The sequence below is a fragment of the Streptomyces sp. NBC_00094 genome, assembly GCF_026343125.1.
Taxonomy (GTDB): Bacteria; Actinomycetota; Actinomycetes; order Streptomycetales; family Streptomycetaceae; genus Streptomyces.
Genome location: NZ_JAPEMB010000001.1, coordinates 4,376,605 through 4,395,070, shown reverse-complemented (window position 1 = coordinate 4,395,070; position 18,466 = coordinate 4,376,605). Strand labels below are relative to the sequence as shown.

17 protein-coding genes are annotated in these 18,466 nt (G+C 69.9%); 12 read left to right on the top strand and 5 right to left on the bottom strand.

The window, feature by feature from the left end; translation table 11 throughout:
• Positions 1-29: 29 nt before the first annotated feature.
• Both OG580_RS19335 and OG580_RS19330 read right to left on the bottom strand, forming a co-directional pair.
• Positions 30-884, bottom strand: a complete 855-nt coding sequence (locus OG580_RS19335; RefSeq protein ID WP_267044917.1) for a phosphatidylinositol-specific phospholipase C — start codon at positions 882-884, stop codon at positions 30-32.
• 149 nt (positions 885-1,033) lie between these two features.
• Positions 1,034-2,887 carry a bifunctional UDP-sugar hydrolase/5'-nucleotidase gene (locus OG580_RS19330; protein ID WP_267044916.1) on the bottom strand — a complete coding sequence of 618 codons (1,854 nt, stop codon included), beginning with the start codon at positions 2,885-2,887 and terminating at the stop codon, positions 1,034-1,036.
• A gap of 164 nt (positions 2,888-3,051) precedes the next feature.
• On the opposite strand from OG580_RS19330, the gene mshD reads away from it, so the two are divergent.
• The 7 genes from mshD (at position 3,052) to OG580_RS19295 (ending at position 10,224) form a co-directional block, all read left to right on the top strand.
• Complete coding sequence (gene mshD, locus OG580_RS19325) at positions 3,052-3,978, top strand: mycothiol synthase (RefSeq protein WP_267044915.1); 927 nt, start codon at positions 3,052-3,054, stop codon at positions 3,976-3,978.
• A gap of 93 nt (positions 3,979-4,071) precedes the next feature.
• Entirely contained in the window at positions 4,072-4,458 is a 387-nt protein-coding gene (locus OG580_RS19320) for a GntR family transcriptional regulator (RefSeq protein ID WP_024757465.1), read from the top strand.
• Positions 4,455-5,294 (top strand): ABC transporter ATP-binding protein, encoded by an 840-nt coding sequence (locus tag OG580_RS19315; protein ID WP_267044914.1) that lies wholly within the window; start codon positions 4,455-4,457, stop codon positions 5,292-5,294. Before OG580_RS19320 ends, OG580_RS19315 begins: the two co-directional genes overlap by 4 nt.
• Positions 5,291-6,283 (top strand): ABC transporter permease, encoded by a 993-nt coding sequence (locus tag OG580_RS19310; protein WP_267044913.1) that lies wholly within the window; start codon positions 5,291-5,293, stop codon positions 6,281-6,283. The genes OG580_RS19315 and OG580_RS19310 overlap by 4 nt, the downstream gene beginning before the upstream one ends.
• Before the next feature lie 224 nt (positions 6,284-6,507).
• Positions 6,508-8,796, top strand: a complete 2,289-nt coding sequence (locus OG580_RS19305; protein WP_267044912.1) for an RNA degradosome polyphosphate kinase — start codon at positions 6,508-6,510, stop codon at positions 8,794-8,796.
• Positions 8,783-9,766: a CHAD domain-containing protein gene (locus tag OG580_RS19300; RefSeq protein WP_267044911.1), complete on the top strand. Its 984-nt coding sequence runs from the start codon at positions 8,783-8,785 to the stop codon at positions 9,764-9,766. The genes OG580_RS19305 and OG580_RS19300 overlap by 14 nt, the downstream gene beginning before the upstream one ends.
• The gene (locus OG580_RS19295; RefSeq protein ID WP_267044910.1) at positions 9,763-10,224 is read left to right on the top strand and encodes an NUDIX hydrolase; all 462 of its coding nucleotides are present in this window, start codon (positions 9,763-9,765) and stop codon (positions 10,222-10,224) included. The genes OG580_RS19300 and OG580_RS19295 overlap by 4 nt, the downstream gene beginning before the upstream one ends.
• Here OG580_RS19295 and OG580_RS19290 read toward each other — a convergent pair.
• The gene (locus OG580_RS19290) at positions 10,175-11,707 is read right to left on the bottom strand and encodes a recombinase family protein (RefSeq protein WP_267044909.1); all 1,533 of its coding nucleotides are present in this window, start codon (positions 11,705-11,707) and stop codon (positions 10,175-10,177) included. The two genes, OG580_RS19295 and OG580_RS19290, sit on opposite strands and share 50 nt — an antisense overlap.
• A 251-nt stretch (positions 11,708-11,958) precedes the next feature.
• Here OG580_RS19290 and pstS point away from each other — a divergent pair, with 251 nt between their 5' ends.
• From pstS to pstB, 4 genes are all read left to right on the top strand, one after another.
• Positions 11,959-13,104 (top strand): phosphate ABC transporter substrate-binding protein PstS, encoded by a 1,146-nt coding sequence (gene pstS / locus OG580_RS19285; protein WP_267044908.1) that lies wholly within the window; start codon positions 11,959-11,961, stop codon positions 13,102-13,104.
• Positions 13,105-13,210: 106 nt separating this feature from the next.
• Positions 13,211-14,185, top strand: a complete 975-nt coding sequence (gene pstC / locus OG580_RS19280) for a phosphate ABC transporter permease subunit PstC (protein ID WP_267044907.1) — start codon at positions 13,211-13,213, stop codon at positions 14,183-14,185.
• Entirely contained in the window at positions 14,182-15,255 is a 1,074-nt protein-coding gene (gene pstA, locus OG580_RS19275) for a phosphate ABC transporter permease PstA (RefSeq protein ID WP_267044906.1), read from the top strand. Before pstC ends, pstA begins: the two co-directional genes overlap by 4 nt.
• Before the next feature lie 25 nt (positions 15,256-15,280).
• Positions 15,281-16,057 carry a phosphate ABC transporter ATP-binding protein PstB gene (gene pstB, locus OG580_RS19270; RefSeq protein ID WP_267044905.1) on the top strand — a complete coding sequence of 259 codons (777 nt, stop codon included), beginning with the start codon at positions 15,281-15,283 and terminating at the stop codon, positions 16,055-16,057.
• A gap of 170 nt (positions 16,058-16,227) precedes the next feature.
• Here pstB and OG580_RS19265 read toward each other — a convergent pair whose 3' ends face one another.
• Positions 16,228-17,226, bottom strand: coding sequence for an inorganic phosphate transporter (locus tag OG580_RS19265; RefSeq protein WP_267044904.1), 999 nt, complete (start codon positions 17,224-17,226; stop codon positions 16,228-16,230).
• Between the two features lie 5 nt (positions 17,227-17,231).
• Positions 17,232-17,852, bottom strand: coding sequence for a DUF47 domain-containing protein (locus OG580_RS19260; RefSeq protein WP_056652336.1), 621 nt, complete (start codon positions 17,850-17,852; stop codon positions 17,232-17,234).
• 194 nt (positions 17,853-18,046) lie between these two features.
• Here OG580_RS19260 and OG580_RS19255 point away from each other — a divergent pair, with 194 nt between their 5' ends.
• Positions 18,047-18,412 (top strand): metal-sensitive transcriptional regulator, encoded by a 366-nt coding sequence (locus OG580_RS19255; protein WP_267044903.1) that lies wholly within the window; start codon positions 18,047-18,049, stop codon positions 18,410-18,412.
• The last annotated feature ends 54 nt before the right edge of the window (positions 18,413-18,466 follow it).

The window sequence follows — 18,466 nt, the reverse complement described above, 5'->3', positions numbered from 1 at the left end:
CAGTTGTGCCGGGGTCGGTTGTGCCGGGGTCAGTTGTGCCGGAGAAGGGCCTCGACCAGGCCTGACCGGGTGTTCGGGTAGTCCATGGGGACGATCCCGAGCCCGGTCCGCCCGGCGGCCTCGGCGCCGTCGAGCCAGGAGTGGACGCGGGGGTTGAGCCGGTCGGCGTTCCAGCGGGGCGGGAGCGCGGCCGCGGTCGACACGTAGTTGACGTACAGCTTTCCGGGCTGGGCGATCGCCTTGCGGAAGTGGGCCTCGATCTTGGGGTACTTGCCGAACGGCTCGGCCATGTAGTCGTCCTGGATGTCGAAGAGCGAGCCGTCGCCGTAGCGGACGCCGGGCAGCCCTCCGTTGTCGGCGAGCAGGACGACGCGGCCGCGGGCCTCGCCGAGGAGCGGCAGGCCGTCGCCGATCCGGAAGAGGGAGCGCCAGCCGCGCGCGTCGAGGTAGTCGTCGAAGACCGCGCGGAAGGTGGCGTCGGACTCCTCCGAGTACTCCTGCTTGACGCGCATGAGGACGGTCTCGGAAGGGTGGGCGGCGAGGAAGGCCGAGCAGGCGACGAGGACGTCGCCGAACATCATGTTCTGGTACGAGGCGCCGTGGTGGATCGCGAAGGACCCGCCGGTCACCCGGCACCGGATGTCCAGGAACCGGATCCCGCTGTCCAGCTGCTGGGCGATGGTGGTGTTCTGGCACTCGGTCCAGAGGCCGCCGTAGCGGGCCCCGGAGTCGTGCGTCCCGGGGATGGTCAGCTGCCGCAGGGCCGTCCCGTCCCCGTGCGCCGCCATCCAGGCCCGTACGTCCACGGCGGACGCGGCGGGCGCCCCGAGCATCACTCCGGCCCCGGCCGCGAGGGCCCCCACGAGAAAGCGTCGTCGCTCCATGAGCCGGATCATGTCAGGGTCACGACAAACACACCAGGGGTCTTCCGGACGTACGCGAAGAGGTACGCGAAAGGGGGCGGCGGCCCGTCGGAACGGTCCGCCGCCCCCTCGCTCAGGGGCCCGGGAGGGCTACTTAGGGCTGCTCAGAGCTACTTGACGACCGTGATGCGGTCCGTCGCCGGCGGAGCCAGCGGCGCGGCGGCCGAGGAGTGGGCCGCCAGGTAGGCGGTGAACATGTCCAGGTCGGACGCGCCGACCAGCTTGTTCTTGTGCTCCTTCAGGACGGCGAAGCCGTCGCCGCCACCGGACAGGAACTCGTTCATCGCGACCCGGTAGGTCTTCGCCGGGTCGATCGCCTCACCGTTCAGCCGCACCGAGCCGACCACGATCCGGTCGGCGCCGGTCTTGGTCATGTCCAGGGTGTACGTGAAGTTCTTCGACACCTGGAGGATCTTCGGGGCCGCCAGGTTGAGGCCGCTGACCTGCTGCTGGAGCGTGGTGACGAGCTGGGCGCCGGTCAGGTCGACCGCCGTCATCATGTTGGTGAACGGCTGGACGGTGTACGCCTCGCCGTAGGTCACGACCCCGTCGCCCTCGGCGCCGGCAGCCTTGTGGGTCAGCGGCGCGCGGACGCCGCCCGGGTTCATCAGGGCGAGCTGCGCACCGCCCTTGTCGGCCGGGGCCATGCCCTCCAGCTGCGCGTCCGCGATCAGGTTGCCCAGCGGCTTCTCGTACACCGCCGGATCGAGGGGGTTCTCGATGTCGGCGGAGATGTGGCCGACGGGACGGCTGGCGATCGGCGCGGCCAGGTCCTTCCAGCGCTTGATCAGCTTGCTCATGTCGTCGGCCCGGTCCACGGTACGGGTGACGACGTGGTTCGCGGAGGCGACGGCCGTGCGGACGATGTCCTTCGTCCGACGGTCGTAGGTGAGCGTCGTGTCGGTGTAGAGCCGGCCGAAGGAGGCCGCCGAGGTGACCGTGCGCGGCTTGCCCGCCGGGTCCGCGATGGTGCACGCGTACGCCTGGTGGGTGTGGCCGGTGACCAGCGCGTCGACCTGCGGGCTGACGTTCTTGGCGATGTCGACGATCGGGCCGGAGATGCCGTTGCCGGGGCCCGGGCTGTCACAGTCGTAGTTGTACGCGCCCGAGGCCGGCATGCCGCCCTCGTGGAGCAGGGCGACGATCGACTTCACGCCTTGGCGCTCCAGCACCTTGGCGTACTTGTTGATCGTCTCGACCTCGTCGCCGAACTTCAGGCCCTTGATGCCCTCGGCGGACACGATGTTCGCCGTGCCCTCCAGGGTGACGCCGATGAAGCCGATCTTGACGCCGTCACGCTCCCAGACGAAGTACGGGTCGAGCAGTGGCTTGCCGCTCTTCTCGTCCGTCACGTTGGCCGCGAGGTAGGGGAAGTTCGCCCCCTCGAAGGTCTTGCCCTCCTCGAAGCAGCCCGCGGTCGGGTGACAGCCGCCGTTCTGCATGCGGGCCAGCTCGCGCGCGCCCTCGTCGAACTCGTGGTTGCCGACCGAGCTCACGTCGAGCTTCAGCTTGTTCAGCGCCTCGATGGTCGGCTCGTCGTGGAACAGCCCGGAGACCAGCGGCGAGGCGCCGATCATGTCGCCCGCGGCGGCGGTGACGGAGTACCGGTTGCCCTCGCGGGCCTGCCGCAGGTGCGTGGCGAGGTACTCGACGCCACCGACGTCGTTGATGGTCCCGGTCGAGCCGTCCTCCTTGAGGTAGGTGAGCCGGCCCGAAGAGCCGGTCGGCGGCTCCAGGTTGCCGTGGAGGTCGTTGAAGGACAGCAGCTGGACGTCGACCATCCGGCCCCATCCCTTGCCGTTCCCGTACCCGCTCCCGTTCCCGGCGACGAACTCGTCCCCGGCGGCCCCCGCCGACGACGGCATCGCGGCGAAAAGCGCCCCGACGGTCGCGATTCCCGCCCCGGCGGCCAGAATTCGCCGCCCGGTCTTGCTCTTCCGCTTCATCCCCGGTATCGCTGCCATCTCTCCCCTTTGCCCCTTGCCCCGTTTCGCGGCCTTGATCTACTCCCCCGTCTGCCGCTGCAGCCTAGAGTCAACGCGCGTAGCGCAACAGGGGGTAGCTGGTTACAAGACAGTTGCCGCCGCCTTTCCCCGGGGCGGCGACGCGTCGCCGTAGGCTCGTACCCATGACTTCCGACGCGGCGCCGGCCATCGAACCGGGACGGCAGATCCACACGTATGACGAGCTCTCCCCCGAGCAGATCCAGGACGTATCGGAGCTCCTGGAGGCCGCCGACCGGGCCGACGGCCTGCACGCCGTGTCCGAGCAGGGGCGGCTGTACCTGCGGCACGGCGGGCGCGAGGGCGTGCGCCACTTCCTGCTCACCGTCGGCTCGAACCTGTACGGCTACGCCCAGCTGGAGGAGACCGACCCGATCGAGGCCCCGGCCGCCGAGCTGGTCGTCCACCCGTCCCACCGCGGTCGCGGCCACGGCCGGGCGCTGGGCACCGCGCTGCTCAACGCCTCCGGCAAGCGGCTGCGCGTCTGGGCGCACGGCGGCAAGTCGGCGGCCCGGCACCTCGCCCAGGTCCTCGGCCTGACGCTCTTCCGCGAACTGCGGCAGCTGCGGCGGTCCCTGACGCCGCTCGACATCCCGGAGCCGGTCCTGCCCGAGGGCGTCACCGTCCGTACGTTCCTGCCCGGCCAGGACGACGCGGAATGGCTCGCCGTCAACGCGACGGCCTTCGCGCACCACCCCGAGCAGGGGTCCCTCACCCAGCGCGACCTGGACGACCGGATGGCCGAGCCGTGGTTCGACCCGAAGGGCTTCTTCCTGGCGGAGAAGGACGGGAAGCTGGTCGGCTACCACTGGACGAAGACGCACGCCGAGGAGCAGCTCGGCGAGGTGTACGTGGTCGGCATCCTGCCCGAGGCGCAGGGCGGCGGCCTCGGCAAGGCGCTCACGGCGATCGGCCTGCGGCACCTGGCGGCGCAGGGGCTGCCGACGGCGATGCTGTACGTGGACGCGGACAACACGGCGGCGGTGACGGTCTACGAACGGCTCGGCTTCGTGACGCACGAGGTGGACCTGATGTACCGCACGGAGTCGTGAGCACGTAGGAGATGACAGGGGGCGGTTGACACCGCCCCCTTCTTTCCACCACCCTTTCACTACTTGATTAGTGAAAGGGTGGTGGAAGCGATCGTGGTCGAGTACCGCATCGACCGGCGCAGTGGCGTCGCCACCTACCTCCAGATCGTCCAGCAGACGAAACAGGCCCTCCGGATGGGCCTCCTGGAGCCCGGCGACCGACTGCCCACCGCACGCGAGGTCGTCGAAGCGACGGCCATCAATCCGAACACGGTCCTCAAGGCCTACCGCGAGCTCGAACGCGAAGGCCTCGTCGAGGCCCGCCGAGGCCTCGGCACCTTCGTCCGCACCACGCTCGGCACCGGCCCCGCCGACTCGCCCCTGCGCGGCGAACTCGCCGACTGGGCCCGCCGCGCCCGCGCCGCCGGGCTGGACCGGGAGGACGTGTCCGCGCTCTTCACATCCGTACTGAAGGAACACTTCGAGGGGGACGACGCATGACGAAGGACACGGCCCTGGAGGCCGAGGGCCTGGGCAAGACGTACGGGGGGAGAGGCCGCGGCTGGGCCCTGCGGGGGTGCGACTTCGCCCTGCCCACCGGCCGGATCTGCGCCCTCGTCGGCCCCAACGGCGCCGGCAAGTCCACCCTCCTCGCCCTCGCCGCCGGACTCCTCCGCCCCACCGAGGGCAGCGTCAGGGCCCCCGCCCGCGAACACCTCGCGTACGTCGCCCAGGACAAGCCGCTCCACCCCCGGCTCAGCGTCGCCGACACCCTCCGCATGGGCCGCGAGCTCAACCCGGGCCGCTGGGACGAGACCGCCGCCCAGCGGGTGATCGCCGATGAACTCGACCCGCGCGCCCTCGTACGGGACCTCTCCGGCGGCCGGCGCACCCGCGTCGCCCTCGCGCTCGCCCTCGGCAAGCGGGCCGAACTGCTGCTCCTCGACGAGCCGATGGCCGACCTCGACCCGCTCGCCCGCCACCAGCTCATGGGCCTGCTCATGGCCGACGCCGCCGAACACGGCACCACGGTCGTCATGTCCTCGCACATCCTCACCGAGCTGGAGGGCGCCTGCGACCACCTCCTCCTGCTCGACGGCGGCCGGGTCCGCCTCGAAGGCCCCGTGGACGAACTCCTCGCCGCCCACATCCTGCTCACGGGCCCGGTGGCCGACCTCGCCCCGCACACGGTCGTCGAGTCCCGCACGACCGGCCGTCAACTCACCGCCCTGATCCGCCGCGAGGGCCCGGTCGAAGGCCCCTGGGAAACCCGGGAGCCCTCCCTGGAGGACCTCCTCCTCGCCCACCTCCGCACCCCCGAAGGAGCCTCGGCATGAGCACGCTCGCCCTGAAGGGCCCCTACTGGGTGACGGTCCGCCAGTACCGCCGGACGCTGTGGCTGGCGGGGGCGGTGGTGGTCGTGGCCTTGGCGGTGATCGGTGGGCTGCGGATATGGGACGCGCAGTACGTGGACAGGTACATGGAGGACGGGTACTGGATCCCGTCCGAAACCAACCGCGGCTTCAACACACTCCGCCTCGCCGTGGAGCAACTGGGCGTCGGCATGCTCCTCCTGCCGCTCCTCGTCGGCGCGTTCGTCGCAGGCCCGCTCGTCGCCCGCGAGTTCGAGTCGGGGACGTACAAGCTCTCCCTCACCCAGTCGGTGAGCCCGGCGGCCTGGCTCCGCGCCAAGCTGCTCACCGTCACAGCCACCGCCTTCCTGGCCACGCTCGCCCTCATGGGCGTCTTCCGCATCGGCTGGGGCCGGGTTGCGGGCACCTGGGGCATCACCTGGTCCGAGCAGGGCCCGTACGAGGCGATCGGCATCGTGCTCTTCGCGTACGTTCTCGCCGCCGTCGCCGTCGGCGCCCTCCTCGGCCAGCTGATCCGCCGCACGCTCGTCGCCATGGCCGCCACCGGCCTCGTCATGGGCGTGCTTCTCCTCGCCTTCGGCGCCTACCGCTGGTCGATCCTTCCGCTGAAGACGGTCACCGGCCCGGCCGGCTCCACCCTCTGGGTCCCGGAGTACGGGCTCGTGATGAACTCGGGCCTGCTCACCAGCTCGGGCGCACGCTTCGACACCACCGCCTGCACGACGCAGGCGATGAACGCGGCGAACGCCGCCGGGGACACCGCGGGCCCGGACGCGTGGGGCAAGGCGTACGACCTCTGCCTCGCCCAGAACCACGTCACCGGCCAGTACCTCGACTACCACCCCGAGTCCCACTACTGGCCCACCCAGCTCATCGAGACCGGCATCGTCCTCACTCTCGCGGCCCTCGCGCTGTACGCCGCCTTCCGCGTCCTGCGTGCCCGACACGCGTAGACCCCGCACGGCGCACACCGGGGGCGGGGCCCGCACACGGCCCCGCCCCCGATTCCCGTACGACACGTCCCCGTTACCGGCCATTCAGACGCGCTTGCGACGCTCACGCAATGAAGCGCTCCGTGACCACGCCCGGCAGGGCGGTCCTCCCCAAAGGGAGACTTCCCTCCCCCACGGCCCGCTCCGACGCGCCTGATGACCTCTTCGCGCGGAAGAATGGGGCCATGAGCCAGCAGCCCGCCGAGGTCCCGGTCCAGTCCTCCGCCAAGCCGTCCGCCCAGACGTCGGCCCAGACGGCCGAGAAAGCGTCGAAGACGTCCGCCCCGTCGTCTCTCGGCCCCATAGCCGCGCACCGCCCCCTCGTGGTCGACGCGAGCGCCGTGACCGAGATCGCCCCGGACGTGGACGCCGATCCCGACACGTACGTCCCCGACGGCACTCTCGGTGACGATCTGCCGCAGGGCCGCTTCCTCGACCGGGAACGCAGCTGGCTCGCGTTCAACGAACGCGTCCTCGAACTCGCCGAGGACCCGACCACCCCCCTCCTCGAACGAGCGAACTTCCTCGCGATCTTCGCCTCGAACCTCGACGAGTTCTTCATGGTCCGGGTCGCCGGCCTCAAGCGCCGCATCGCCACCGGCGTCGCCACCCGCTCCGCCTCCGGCCTCCAGCCGCGCGAGGTCCTCGAACTCATCTGGACCCGCTCGCGCGAGCTCATGGCCCGGCACGCCGCCTGCTACCAGCAGGACGTGGCCCCGGCCCTGGCCGACGAGGGCATCCACCTGATCCGCTGGCCCGAGCTCACCGAGAAGGAGCAGGCGCGGCTCTTCACCCTGTTCCGGCAGCAGATCTTCCCGGTCCTCACCCCCCTGGCCGTGGACCCGGCACACCCCTTCCCGTACATCTCCGGCCTGAGCCTCAACCTCGCCGTGGTCGTACGCAACCCGGTCAGCGGCCACCGCCACTTCGCGCGCGTGAAGGTGCCACCGCTGCTCTCCCGCTTCCTGGAAGCCTCCCCGCAGCGGTACGTCCCGCTGGAGGACGTCATCGCGGCGCACCTGGAGGAGCTGTTCCCCGGCATGGAGGTGCTGGCGCACCACATGTTCCGGGTGACCAGGAACGAAGACCTGGAGGTCGAGGAGGACGACGCCGAGAACCTGCTCCAGGCCCTGGAGAAGGAGCTCATGCGGCGCCGCTTCGGCCCGCCGGTGCGCCTGGAGGTCGAGGAGTCCATCGACCCGTACGTCCTCGACCTCCTCGTCCGCGAGCTCAAGGTCTCCGACGCCGAGGTCTACCCGCTGCCCGGCCCGCTCGACCTGACCGGTCTCTTCGGGATCGCCGGGCAGGACCGGCCGGAGCTGAAGTTCCCGAAGTTCGTCGCGGGCACCCACCGGGACCTCGCCGAGGTCGAGTCGGCGTCCGCGCCGGACATCTTCGCCGCGCTGCGCGAGCGGGACGTGCTGCTGCACCACCCGTACGACTCGTTCTCGACCTCCGTCCAGGCCTTCCTCGAGCAGGCGGCGGCCGACCCGGACGTCCTCGCGATCAAGCAGACGCTGTACCGGACGTCCGGCGACTCCCCGATAGTCGACGCCCTCATCGACGCCGCCGAGTCCGGCAAGCAGGTCCTCGTCCTCGTCGAGATCAAGGCCCGCTTCGACGAGCAGGCCAACATCAAGTGGGCGCGCAAGCTGGAGGAGGCCGGCTGCCACGTCGTCTACGGCCTCGTCGGCCTGAAGACGCACTGCAAGCTGTCGCTCGTCGTGCGCCAGGAGGGCGAGCTGCTCCGCCGCTACTCGCACGTCGGCACCGGCAACTACCACCCGAAGACGGCCCGGCTGTACGAGGACCTCGGCCTGCTCACCGCCGACCCGCAGGTCGGCGCGGACCTCTCCGACCTGTTCAACCGGCTCTCCGGCTACTCGCGCCGCGAGACGTACCGCCGCCTGCTCACGGCCCCGAAGTCGCTGCGCGACGGCCTGGTCTCCCGGATCACCAAGGAGATCGCGCACCACAAGGCCGGCCGGCCCGCGTACGTACGGATCAAGGTCAACTCGATGGTCGACGAGGCGATCATCGACGCCTGCTACCAGGCCTCCCGGGCCGGGGTGCCCGTCGACATCTGGGTCCGCGGCATCTGCGCCGTACGGCCCGGGGTCACCGGTCTCTCCGAGAACGTCCGGGTCCGTTCGATCCTCGGCCGCTTCCTGGAGCACTCCCGGATCTTCGCCTTCGGCAACGGCGGCGAACCCGAGGTCTGGTTCGGCAGCGCCGACATGATGCACCGCAACCTGGACCGCCGGATCGAGGCCCTCGTACGGGTCTCGGACCCGGCCCACCGGGCTGCCCTGACCCGGCTCCTGGAGACCGGGATGTCCGACACCACCTCCTCCTGGCACCTCGGCCCCGACGGGAACTGGACGCGACACGCGACCGACCCCGAGGGCCGGCCCCTGCGGCACGTGCAGGAGATGCTCATCGACGCGCGGAGGCGCCGGCGTGCACAACCTTGACCCCCTGCGGGACGTCACGGCGGGGGAGGTCGTGGCCCCCTATCTCCACGCCCGGGCCGCGGACTTCCTCCGCGGCCTGCGGATCCACGGCGAGAGCGGCTCGGACACGGCCGGGACGGACGAGGCGGCCCGTACGCTGCGGGCCGCCGCCCGCCGCATCAGCGGCACCCTCCACACCTTCCGGCCGCTGCTGGACGCCGTCTGGGCCGACCAGCTGCGCACCGAGCTCGCCTGGCTCTCCGGCACCCTGGCCCTGGAGCACGCCTGCACGTCGCGGCTCGTCCGGCTGGTGGACGCACTGTCCCGCCTGTCGAACGGCAGCGGACCGGTGCCCGCGGCCCGCGGCAGCGACGCGGCCGGACTCACCGTGGGCGCCGCCCGGGCCGGTGCCCTCCTCGAACGCCAGCTGACCCTGGCCCGTACGCGAGCCCACTCGGCCACCCTCCAGGCCCTCGGCTCCGCCCGCTTCCACGCGGTCGCCGACGCCGTCGCCCTCCTCGCCTCCGAGGTCCCGCTCGGCCCGGCGGGCGGCGCCCCGGCCGTCGAGGTCGTCGACGCGCCCGCCGCGGTCGCCGAGCGGCGCCTCCTGGAATCGGTGGCCGCGCTCCCGCTGGCCAGGGCGGCCCACCCGTACAACGCCGAGGCCCTCGCCCTCGCCGCCGGCGAGGCCCAGGACGCGCCCTGGCACCGGACCCGGCACCTGCTGCGCCTGCACCGGTACGCCTCCGAGCTCCTGCACACCGGCGGCGAACCCGACCCCGTCCTGTACGAGTCGGCCCGCGCCCTGGACCGGCACCGCGACGCCGCCGAGGCCGCCACGGCCGCCGCCACCGCGGCCCGCACCCCCCGGATCGCCCCGGCGACGGCGTACGCCCTCGGCGTCCTCCACGCCGACCAGCGCCACGACGTGGAGGCGGCCCGCTTCGCCTTCCAGCACGCCTGGCGCAGAGCGACGGCCCCGGTCCCGTGACCACTCCCGACCGCGACCGAGACCGCGGCCCGATCCTGGCCGCCGGGTGCGTCCTGTGGCGCCCGGCGGTTTCCGGCCACGGCATCGAGATCGCCGTTGTCTTCCGACCGAAGTGGTCGGACTGGTCCCACCCGAAGGGCAAACTGAAGCACGGCGAGGAGGCCCGGTCGGGGGCGATGCGGGAGGTCCAGGAGGAAACCGGCATGACGTGCGCTCCGGGCGTGGAGCTGCCCGCCGTGCGGTACCGGGTGCAGGGCCGTCCCAAGGAGGTCCGCTACTGGGCGGCCGAGGCCACCGGCGGCTCGTTCGAGCCGAATCGCGAAGTGACGCGGTTGCTGTGGCTCGCCCCGGGAGCCGCGCAGGCCCGTCTCACACGGGACAGGGACAAGGACCTGGTCGAGGCTCTCCTCAGAGCGCGCGGTGCCCGGAAGACGGCTCCCGGCGCCACGTCGGCCTGAGCAGGTCCGGGTCGAACGGCGCCTTGTCGCTGACCCCGTCCGGAACAGGCAGGACAAGGACCGACGAGAGCACCTGTGCGATCAACCCACGCTTCTCGCGCACCACCATGCGGCCCCACTTCTCGCGACTCCACTCGCGCAGGATGTTCCTTTTCGTCTGAGCCTCCACATACTCCCGCCGCTCCGCCTCCAGGCTCTCGATGCTCCGGCCGAGGCGTAGGAACAGATCTCGGACATCGCCCCAGGACGCTTCCCCTGCCGCAATCGACGCCTCGATCTCGTGCCGGGTCCCGCGCAGTTCGGCCAGCTTCTTCTCGCCGCGCCATGCGACCGGTTCGGCTGTGCCCCCCGTGAATTGTTCATCGAGGTGGTCCAGGACGAGCCTCTCCAAGAACTCATCCACGGGTACCACCCGACGGCCGATGCCCTTGCAGTTGGCGTCTCCGCATCGGTAGTAGTCCCCGTACTTCGCGTTCCTTCCCGTAGCCCTGTTGCCGCAGAGCTTCGAACGGCATACCTCTCCGAGGTCGTTGAGCCGTCCGCATCGGAGGACACCGGAGAACAAGTACGACCGAGAGGGCGTCGCGGCTTCGGGCGCGGGTGTCCCTTCGAGCCTGTCCATGCCTCGGTGCATTCGTGACGCCCGCACACCCTGCATGATCGCGTCCCAGGTCTCGTAGCCGACCCCGTCCCGAACTTCGTCGGCGTGATCCCACTGCCCGATCACCGGCTCACCGGTGATCGGTTCGCACACCACAGCACCGTTGAGGATCCGGCCTCCCCACCACGCGGGATTGGCGACCAGGCCCTTCACCCCCTGCTCGGACCACCGGCCGCCCCTAGCTGTCGCGACCCCTTGCCTGTTCAGGTCGCCGGCGATCCTCCGCCACGATTGCCCTGCGGCGCGCGCCTTGACCATGGCCAGCAGATGTGGCCACTCCTCGTCGTTCCTGTGCTTGTTGCCGGGCCTGTAGGGCTCTGAGGAGGCCCCCAGCCAGCCGAAGCGGCGCGGCCCCGCGTAGAGCCGGCCCTCCTCTGCCCGGTCGGCACGACTTCTGGCCGTACGCGTGCGTGCCCTCTCCACTTCGGCAAGCTCCGACCCCGGCCGCTCGCCTTCGGCAAGATCCAAGACGGCACACCCCGCAACGAAGACTCCGTCACCGGCCATGACCAGAGCATCCTGGAAGGCGACCAAGTCGCGTGGCAGACGGTAGACCCTCTCGCGCTCGACGCTGACGCAGCCCCGGACGGGTATCCCCGTCACCCGCTCATGGCCGTGGATGATGTCCTCACACATCCGCCGAAACGCGGGACGCGGCACCGCCTCCTTCGCCGCCGTCAGGTTGTTGTCCTCGTAGTGCAGAACGACGGCAAAGCCCAGGGCGGCCGCGTTCCTGGTGTTGTTCCGGTGCTGGCGGGTAACACCGATGGATTCCCCGTTCAGTCTGTCAGCGGAGACTCTCGCGTACGAGATCAGGGGCACGCGTCCGCGTAACCAGCTCTCCGTCGCACCGCCCTCGCCCGCCGCCCCACCCGAGAAACGCGCACCCGGGCTTACGGCACGGTTCACTTCCCGTTCACTCTCTCCCGCCGACCGCTTCACCTGTTCTGCCTAATTTCGGACTCACACGGTGCAGGAACCACATCGATGCACCACCACCCGACACACGCCGCCGTAGAACGGTCAGGACACTGGGTCCGCGGCAAGGCGGCTTCTGGAAGGAACACCCGAAAGTGAAGCTTTCGCGCAAGAACGGGCTTCGCGCCTCCGCGATCGGTGCCCTCGTCGTCTCCGGCGCCCTGGTCCTCTCGGCGTGTGGCTCGGACAACAACACGGAGACCCCGGCCAAGGAGGGCGGCACCGCCAAGACCTCCGCCGCCGCCTCGAACATCGCGTGTGAGGGCGCCAAGGGGCAGCTGCTCGCCGCCGGCTCCAGCGCGCAGAAGAACGCGATGGACCTGTGGGTCAAGAACTTCCAGGCCGCCTGCGCCGGTGTCGAGATCAACTACCAGGCCATCGGCTCCGGCGGTGGCATCACCAAGTTCAACCAGGGCCAGGTCGCCTTCGCGGGCTCCGACTCCGCCCTGAAGGAAGAGGAAGTCGCCGAGTCGCAGAAGATCTGCAAGACCGGCAAGGGCGTCAACCTCCCGATGGTCGGCGGGCCCATCGCCATCGGCTACAAGCTGGACGGCGTGGAGAACCTCGTCCTGGACGCCCCCACCATCGCCAAGATCTTCGACAACAAGATCACCAAGTGGAACGACCCGGCGATCGCCAAGCTGAACCCGGGCGCGAAGCTCCCCGACTCCACCATCCAGGCCTTCCACCGCTCGGACGAGTCGGGCACCACCCAGAACCTGGGCAAGTACCTCTCGAAGGCCGCCCCGGCCGACTGGAAGCACGACCCGAAGTCGAAGTCGTGGCCCGCCCAGGGTGGCCAGGCCGCCAACGGCTCCTCCGGTGTCGCCACCGCGGTCAAGGACGCCGAGGGCTCCATCGGCTACTTCGAGCTCTCGTACGCCACCGCCAACAAGATCTCCACGGTCAGCGTCGCCACCGGTGCCGCCGCCCCGGTCGCCGCCACCACGGAGAACGCCTCCAAGGCCATCGCCGCCGCGAAGGTCAAGGGCACGGGCAGCGACATGGCCCTCTCCCTCGACTACGAGACCAAGGCCGACGGCGCCTACCCGATCGTCCTCGTCACGTACGAGATCGCCTGCGACAAGGGCAACAAGGCGGAGAACCTGCCGACCCTGAAGGCGTTCCTCAACTACACCGTGAGCGAGGAGGGCCAGAAGGTCCTCTCCGAGGCCGGCTACGCCCCGCTCCCGGCCGAGATCGCCGCCAAGGTCCGCGCGATCGTCCCCACCCTGTCCTGACCCCCGGCCGGGCCCGGCCCCTCCCCTGAGGGGCCGGCCCCGGCATCCGGTGCACCGCCGCCAGGAGCTCGTACACCCGTACGGGCGCCGCAGACCGGAGAAGCAGATGGCTACCACCACACCAGACATACAGAGGAGCCGGCGCGCCAAGAGCGCGTCCCGCCCCGGGGACCGCATCTTCAGCGGCCTGTCCCGAGGCTCCGGCATCACCCTCCTCGTGATCATGGCCGCGATCGCCGGCTTCCTCACCTACCGCGCCGTCCTCGCGATCTCGAAGGACAGCACCAACTTCTTCACCACCTTCGAGTGGAACCCGGCCGGCAACCCGCCGGTCTTCGGCATCGCCGTCCTGGCCTTCGGCACGGTCGTCTCCTCGATCATCGCCATGGTCATCGCCGTGCCGGTCGCGATAGGCATCGCGCTCTTCATCTCGCACTACGCACCGCGCAAGCTGGCCAAGCCGCTCGCGTACGTCGTCGACCTGCTCGCCGCCGTGCCCAGCATCATCTACGGCCTCTGGGGCGCGATCTTCCTCGTCCCCTACCTGGACGGCCTCAACCAGTGGCTCGACCAGTACATGGGCTGGACGTACATCTTCGACAAGTCCAGCGACGGCGTCGCCCGCAACCTCTTCACCGTGGGCATCCTGCTGGCGATCATGATCCTGCCGATCATCACCAACGTCACCCGTGAGGTCTTCCTCCAGGCCCCGAAGATGCACGAAGAGGCCGCCCTCGCCCTCGGCGCCACGCGCTGGGAGGTCATCCGCATGTCGGTGCTGCCCTTCGGCCGCTCCGGCATCATCTCCGCCTCCATGCTGGGCCTCGGCCGCGCACTCGGCGAGACCATGGCCGTCGCCGTGGTCCTCTCCCCCAGCTTCCTCATCTCGGGCCACCTGCTCGACCCGGGCGGCGGCACCTTCGCCCAGAACATCGCCGCCAAGTTCAACGAGGCCAACGAGTTCGGCCGGGACGCCCTGATCGCCTCCGGTCTCGTCCTCTTCGTCATCACCCTGCTGGTCAACGGCGCCGCCCGCTGGATCATCGGCCGCCGCAAGGAGTACTCGGGGGCCGCGGCATGAGCCACGCCATACAGGATCGTCCGGTCTCGGTCGCACCGCGCCGCGGATCGCTCTCCCACGCCCGCCTCCCGCGCTGGACCCCGGCCGCCGTCGCCGCGTTCTCCATCGCCGCCGGCATCGGGATCGGCCTCGGCGCCGGCTGGCACAGCAAGGTCCAGTGGGGCATGATCGCCGCCCTGCTCTTCGTCCTCACGACGTACGCCGTCACCACCAAGGTCGAAGGCAGCCGCCAGGCCAAGGACCGCGTCGCCACCAGCCTCGTCTGGGTCAGCTTCGTCCTCGCCGTCATCCCGCTGCTCTCCCTCGCCTGGGTCACGGTCAGCAAGGGCATGGCCGTCCTCGACGTCTACTTCCTGACCCACTCGATGAACGGCGTCCTCGACGCCGAGGCCGGCGGCGGCGTCTACCACGCCCTGCTCGGCACCATCGAGCAGGTCGGCATCGCGACCCTGATCGCGGCCCCGATCGGCCTCCTCACCGCGGTCTACCTCGTCGAGTACGGCGGCGGGAAGCTCGCCCAGGCCGTCACCTTCTTCGTCGACGTCATGACGGGCATCCCGTCGATCGTCGCCGGCCTCTTCATCCTCGCCACCTGGAACCTGATGCTGGGCTTCGGCCCCTCCGGTTTCGCCGGCGCGATGGCCCTCGCCATCCTGATGATGCCGGTCGTGGTCCGCTCCACCGAGGAGATGCTCAAGCTCGTCCCGAACGAGCTCCGCGAGGCCTCCCTCGCCCTCGGCATCCCCAAGTGGCGCACCATCCTGAAGGTGGTCCTGCCCACCGCGATCGGCGGCATCACCACGGGCGTCATGCTCGCGGTCGCCCGCATCACCGGTGAGACGGCCCCCGTCCTGCTCCTCGTGTTCGGTACGAAGCTCATCAACCCGAACCCCTTCGAAGGCGCCCAGTCCTCCCTGCCGCTCTACGTGTACGAGCAGTACGCGGTCGGCACCGACGCCGCCGTGGCCCGCGCCTGGGCCGCCGCGCTCGTCCTGATCGCCTTCGTCATGATCCTCAATCTGGTGGCCCGCGGCATCGCCCGCTGGAAGGCCCCGAAGACCGGCCGCTGACCGCGGCAAATTGGAAGTGATCCCCATGGCCAAGCGAATCGACGTCAGCGGCCTCTCCGCCTACTACGGCGCCCACAAGGCGATCGACGACATCTCGATGACCGTAGAACCCCGCTCGGTGACGGCCTTCATCGGCCCCTCCGGATGCGGCAAGTCCACCTTCCTGCGCACCCTGAACCGCATGCACGAGGTCACCCCCGGCGGCCGCGTCGAGGGCAAGGTGCTGCTGGACGACGAGAACCTGTACGGGACCAACGTCGACCCGGTCGCCGTGCGCCGCACGGTGGGCATGGTCTTCCAGCGCCCCAACCCCTTCCCCACCATGTCGATCTTCGACAACGTGGCGGCGGGCCTGCGTCTCAACGGCAAGTACAAGAAGTCCCAGCTCAACGACATCGTCGAGAAGTCCCTCAAGGGCGCGAACCTCTGGAACGAGGTCAAGGACCGCCTGAACAAGCCGGGCTCCGGCCTCTCCGGCGGTCAGCAGCAGCGCCTGTGCATCGCGCGGGCCATCGCCGTCGAGCCGGACGTCCTCCTCATGGACGAGCCCTGCTCGGCCCTCGACCCGATCTCCACCCTCGCCATCGAGGACCTGATCGGCGAGCTGAAGGAGCGCTTCACGATCGTCATCGTGACGCACAACATGCAGCAGGCCGCCCGCGTCTCCGACCGCACGGCCTTCTTCAACCTGGCGGCCGTCGGCCAGCCCGGCAAGCTCATCGAGCTGGACGACACCGAGCGCATCTTCTCCAACCCGAGCGTCCAGGCGACCGAGGACTACATCTCCGGCCGCTTCGGCTAGACCGCTCGCCCCCAAGACCGTCTTTCGGTGCTGCATGGCGGTGCCACCGTAAAGACGAAAGGGCCCGGCTCCCCCACAGGGGAGCCGGGCCCAACCATTTCCAGCCAGTACAGGCTCGTCGGCCCGGGGGATGCCACCCGGCCCCCAGCGAGACCGGGTGGCACCGCTCGTCAGCCGAAGAACAGCTGCACCACGTAGTAGCTCGCGGCAGCGACCAGCGCCGCCGCCGGCATCGTGATGAACCAGCCCAGGATGATGTTCTTGGCGACACCCCACCGGACCGCGTTGACGCGCTTCGTCGCGCCGACGCCCATGATCGCGGAGGTGATGACGTGCGTGGTCGAGATCGGCGCGTGGAACAGGAACGCCGAGCCGAACATGATCGACGCACCCGTCGTCTCCGCCGCGAAACCCTGCGGCGGGTCCAGCTCGATGATCTTGCGGCCGAGCGTCCGCATGATGCGCCAGCCACCCGCGTACGTACCGAGCGAGAGCATCACGGCGCAGGCGATCTTCACCCACACCGGAATGTCGTCACCGGCCTGCTGCACATCGGCGATGACCAGGGCCATCACCACGATGCCCATCGTCTTCTGCGCGTCCTGCAGACCGTGGCCGAGCGCCATGCCGGCCGCCGACACCGTCTGCGCGATACGGAAGCCGCGCTTGGCCTTGTGCGGGTTGGCCTTGCGGAACATCCACATGATCGCGCACATGACCAGGTAACCGGCGACCAGACCCACGACCGGCGAGATGAACATCGGGATGACGACCTTGTCGAGGACGCCGCCCCAGAGCACCTCGGTGCCACCCGCCAGCGCCGCGCCCACCATGCCGCCGAACAGCGCGTGCGAGGAGGAGGACGGCAGACCGAAGTACCAGGTGACCAGGTTCCAGATGATCGCGCCCACCAGCGCGGCGAAGAGGATGCCCATCCCCTTGTCGCCGGTCGGGGTCTCGATGAGCCCCTCACTGACGGTCTTGGCGACCCCGCTGCCCATGAAGGCACCCGCGAGGTTCATGACCGCCGCCATAGCCAGCGCCGCCCGGGGGGTCAGCGCCCGGGTCGACACCGAGGTGGCGATGGCGTTGGCGGAGTCGTGGAAGCCGTTCGTATACGTGAAGCCGAGCGCGACACCGATGGTCACGATCAGAGCGAAGGTGTCCACGAAGCTCAGGACTCCTTGACCGCGATGGTCTCCACCGTGTTGGCGACGTGCTCGAAGGCGTCGGCCGCCTCTTCCAGCACGTCGACGATCTGCTTGAGCTTGAGCACCTCGATGGCGTCGTACTTGCCGTTGAAGAGCTGCGCGAGCAGCTTGCGGTGGATCTGGTCGGCCTGGTTCTCGAGCCGGTTGACCTCGATCCAGTACTCGGTGAGGTTGTCCATCGTCCGCAGGTTCGGCATGGCCTCGGCGGTCAGCTCGGCCGCCCGGGCCAGGACCTCGATCTGCTGCTCGACACCCTTGGGGAGTTCCTCGACGTTGTAGAGGACGACCAGGTCGACGGCCTCCTCCATGAAGTCCATGATGTCGTCGAGGGACGACGCGAGGTTGTAGATGTCCTCGCGGTCGAAGGGCGTGATGAAGGAGGAGTTCAGCTGGTGGAAGATCGCGTGGGTAGCGTCGTCGCCGGCGTGCTCCGCTGCCCGCATCCGCTCCGCGATCTCGGCCCGGGCGGAAGGCTCCGCTCCGAGCAGTTCCATCAGGAGCTTGGAGCCCGTGACGATGTTGTCCGCGGACGCGGCGAACATGTCGTAGAAGCTCGTCTCCCTGGGGGTCAGACGAAATCGCACGTGAGGTCCTCGGGGTGCTGGGTTTCGGTCAGGCTGATGCTAGGCGCATCATCCGGCCACGGCTAACCGGCGTCCTCTCAGTGTCGCCCATCAGGCACAGTGAACTGCACGGGCCCCCGCCCGGATCGGCGGGGATCGGTACCATATACCCACGAGGGGTATACACCCCCTTATCTGGACAACGGGAGGACGCGATGACGACCACCGAGGCGGACCAGGTCACCCCCGCGACCGTCGAGGCTGTCGAGGCCGTCGAGCCCGCCGGCCACGACCACGGCGTGCACGGCTACCACAAGCAGAAGGACGAGCACCTCAAGCGGCTCCGCCGGATCGAGGGGCAGATCCGCGGTCTCCAGCGGATGGTCGACGAGGACGTCTACTGCATCGACATACTCACGCAGGTCTCGGCGTCGACGAAGGCGCTCCAGTCCTTCGCCCTCCAGCTTCTGGAGGAGCACCTGCGGCACTGCGTCGCGGACGCCGCGGCCAAGGGCGGCGAGGGCATCGACGCCAAGGTCGAGGAGGCCACGAAGGCCATCGCCCGCATGATGCGCACCTGAGCGGGGGGCCGCCGCACTCCCCGTACTCCCGTGTACGGGGTGGGGGGCCGTACG

What these genes read in the sequence shown, in the direction of transcription:
- OG580_RS19255 (WP_267044903.1), top strand. Translation starts at nt 18,047, where the DNA reads ATGACGACCACCGAGGCGGACCAGGTCACCCCCGCGACCGTCGAGGCT.
- pstA (WP_267044906.1), top strand. Translation starts at nt 14,182, where the DNA reads ATGAGCCACGCCATACAGGATCGTCCGGTCTCGGTCGCACCGCGCCGC.
- OG580_RS19330 (WP_267044916.1), bottom strand. Translation starts at nt 2,887, where the DNA reads ATGGCAGCGATACCGGGGATGAAGCGGAAGAGCAAGACCGGGCGGCGA.
- mshD (WP_267044915.1), top strand. Translation starts at nt 3,052, where the DNA reads ATGACTTCCGACGCGGCGCCGGCCATCGAACCGGGACGGCAGATCCAC.
- pstB (WP_267044905.1), top strand. Translation starts at nt 15,281, where the DNA reads ATGGCCAAGCGAATCGACGTCAGCGGCCTCTCCGCCTACTACGGCGCC.
- pstC (WP_267044907.1), top strand. Translation starts at nt 13,211, where the DNA reads ATGGCTACCACCACACCAGACATACAGAGGAGCCGGCGCGCCAAGAGC.
- OG580_RS19335 (WP_267044917.1), bottom strand. Translation starts at nt 884, where the DNA reads ATGGAGCGACGACGCTTTCTCGTGGGGGCCCTCGCGGCCGGGGCCGGA.
- OG580_RS19310 (WP_267044913.1), top strand. Translation starts at nt 5,291, where the DNA reads ATGAGCACGCTCGCCCTGAAGGGCCCCTACTGGGTGACGGTCCGCCAG.
- OG580_RS19305 (WP_267044912.1), top strand. Translation starts at nt 6,508, where the DNA reads ATGAGCCAGCAGCCCGCCGAGGTCCCGGTCCAGTCCTCCGCCAAGCCG.
- OG580_RS19315 (WP_267044914.1), top strand. Translation starts at nt 4,455, where the DNA reads ATGACGAAGGACACGGCCCTGGAGGCCGAGGGCCTGGGCAAGACGTAC.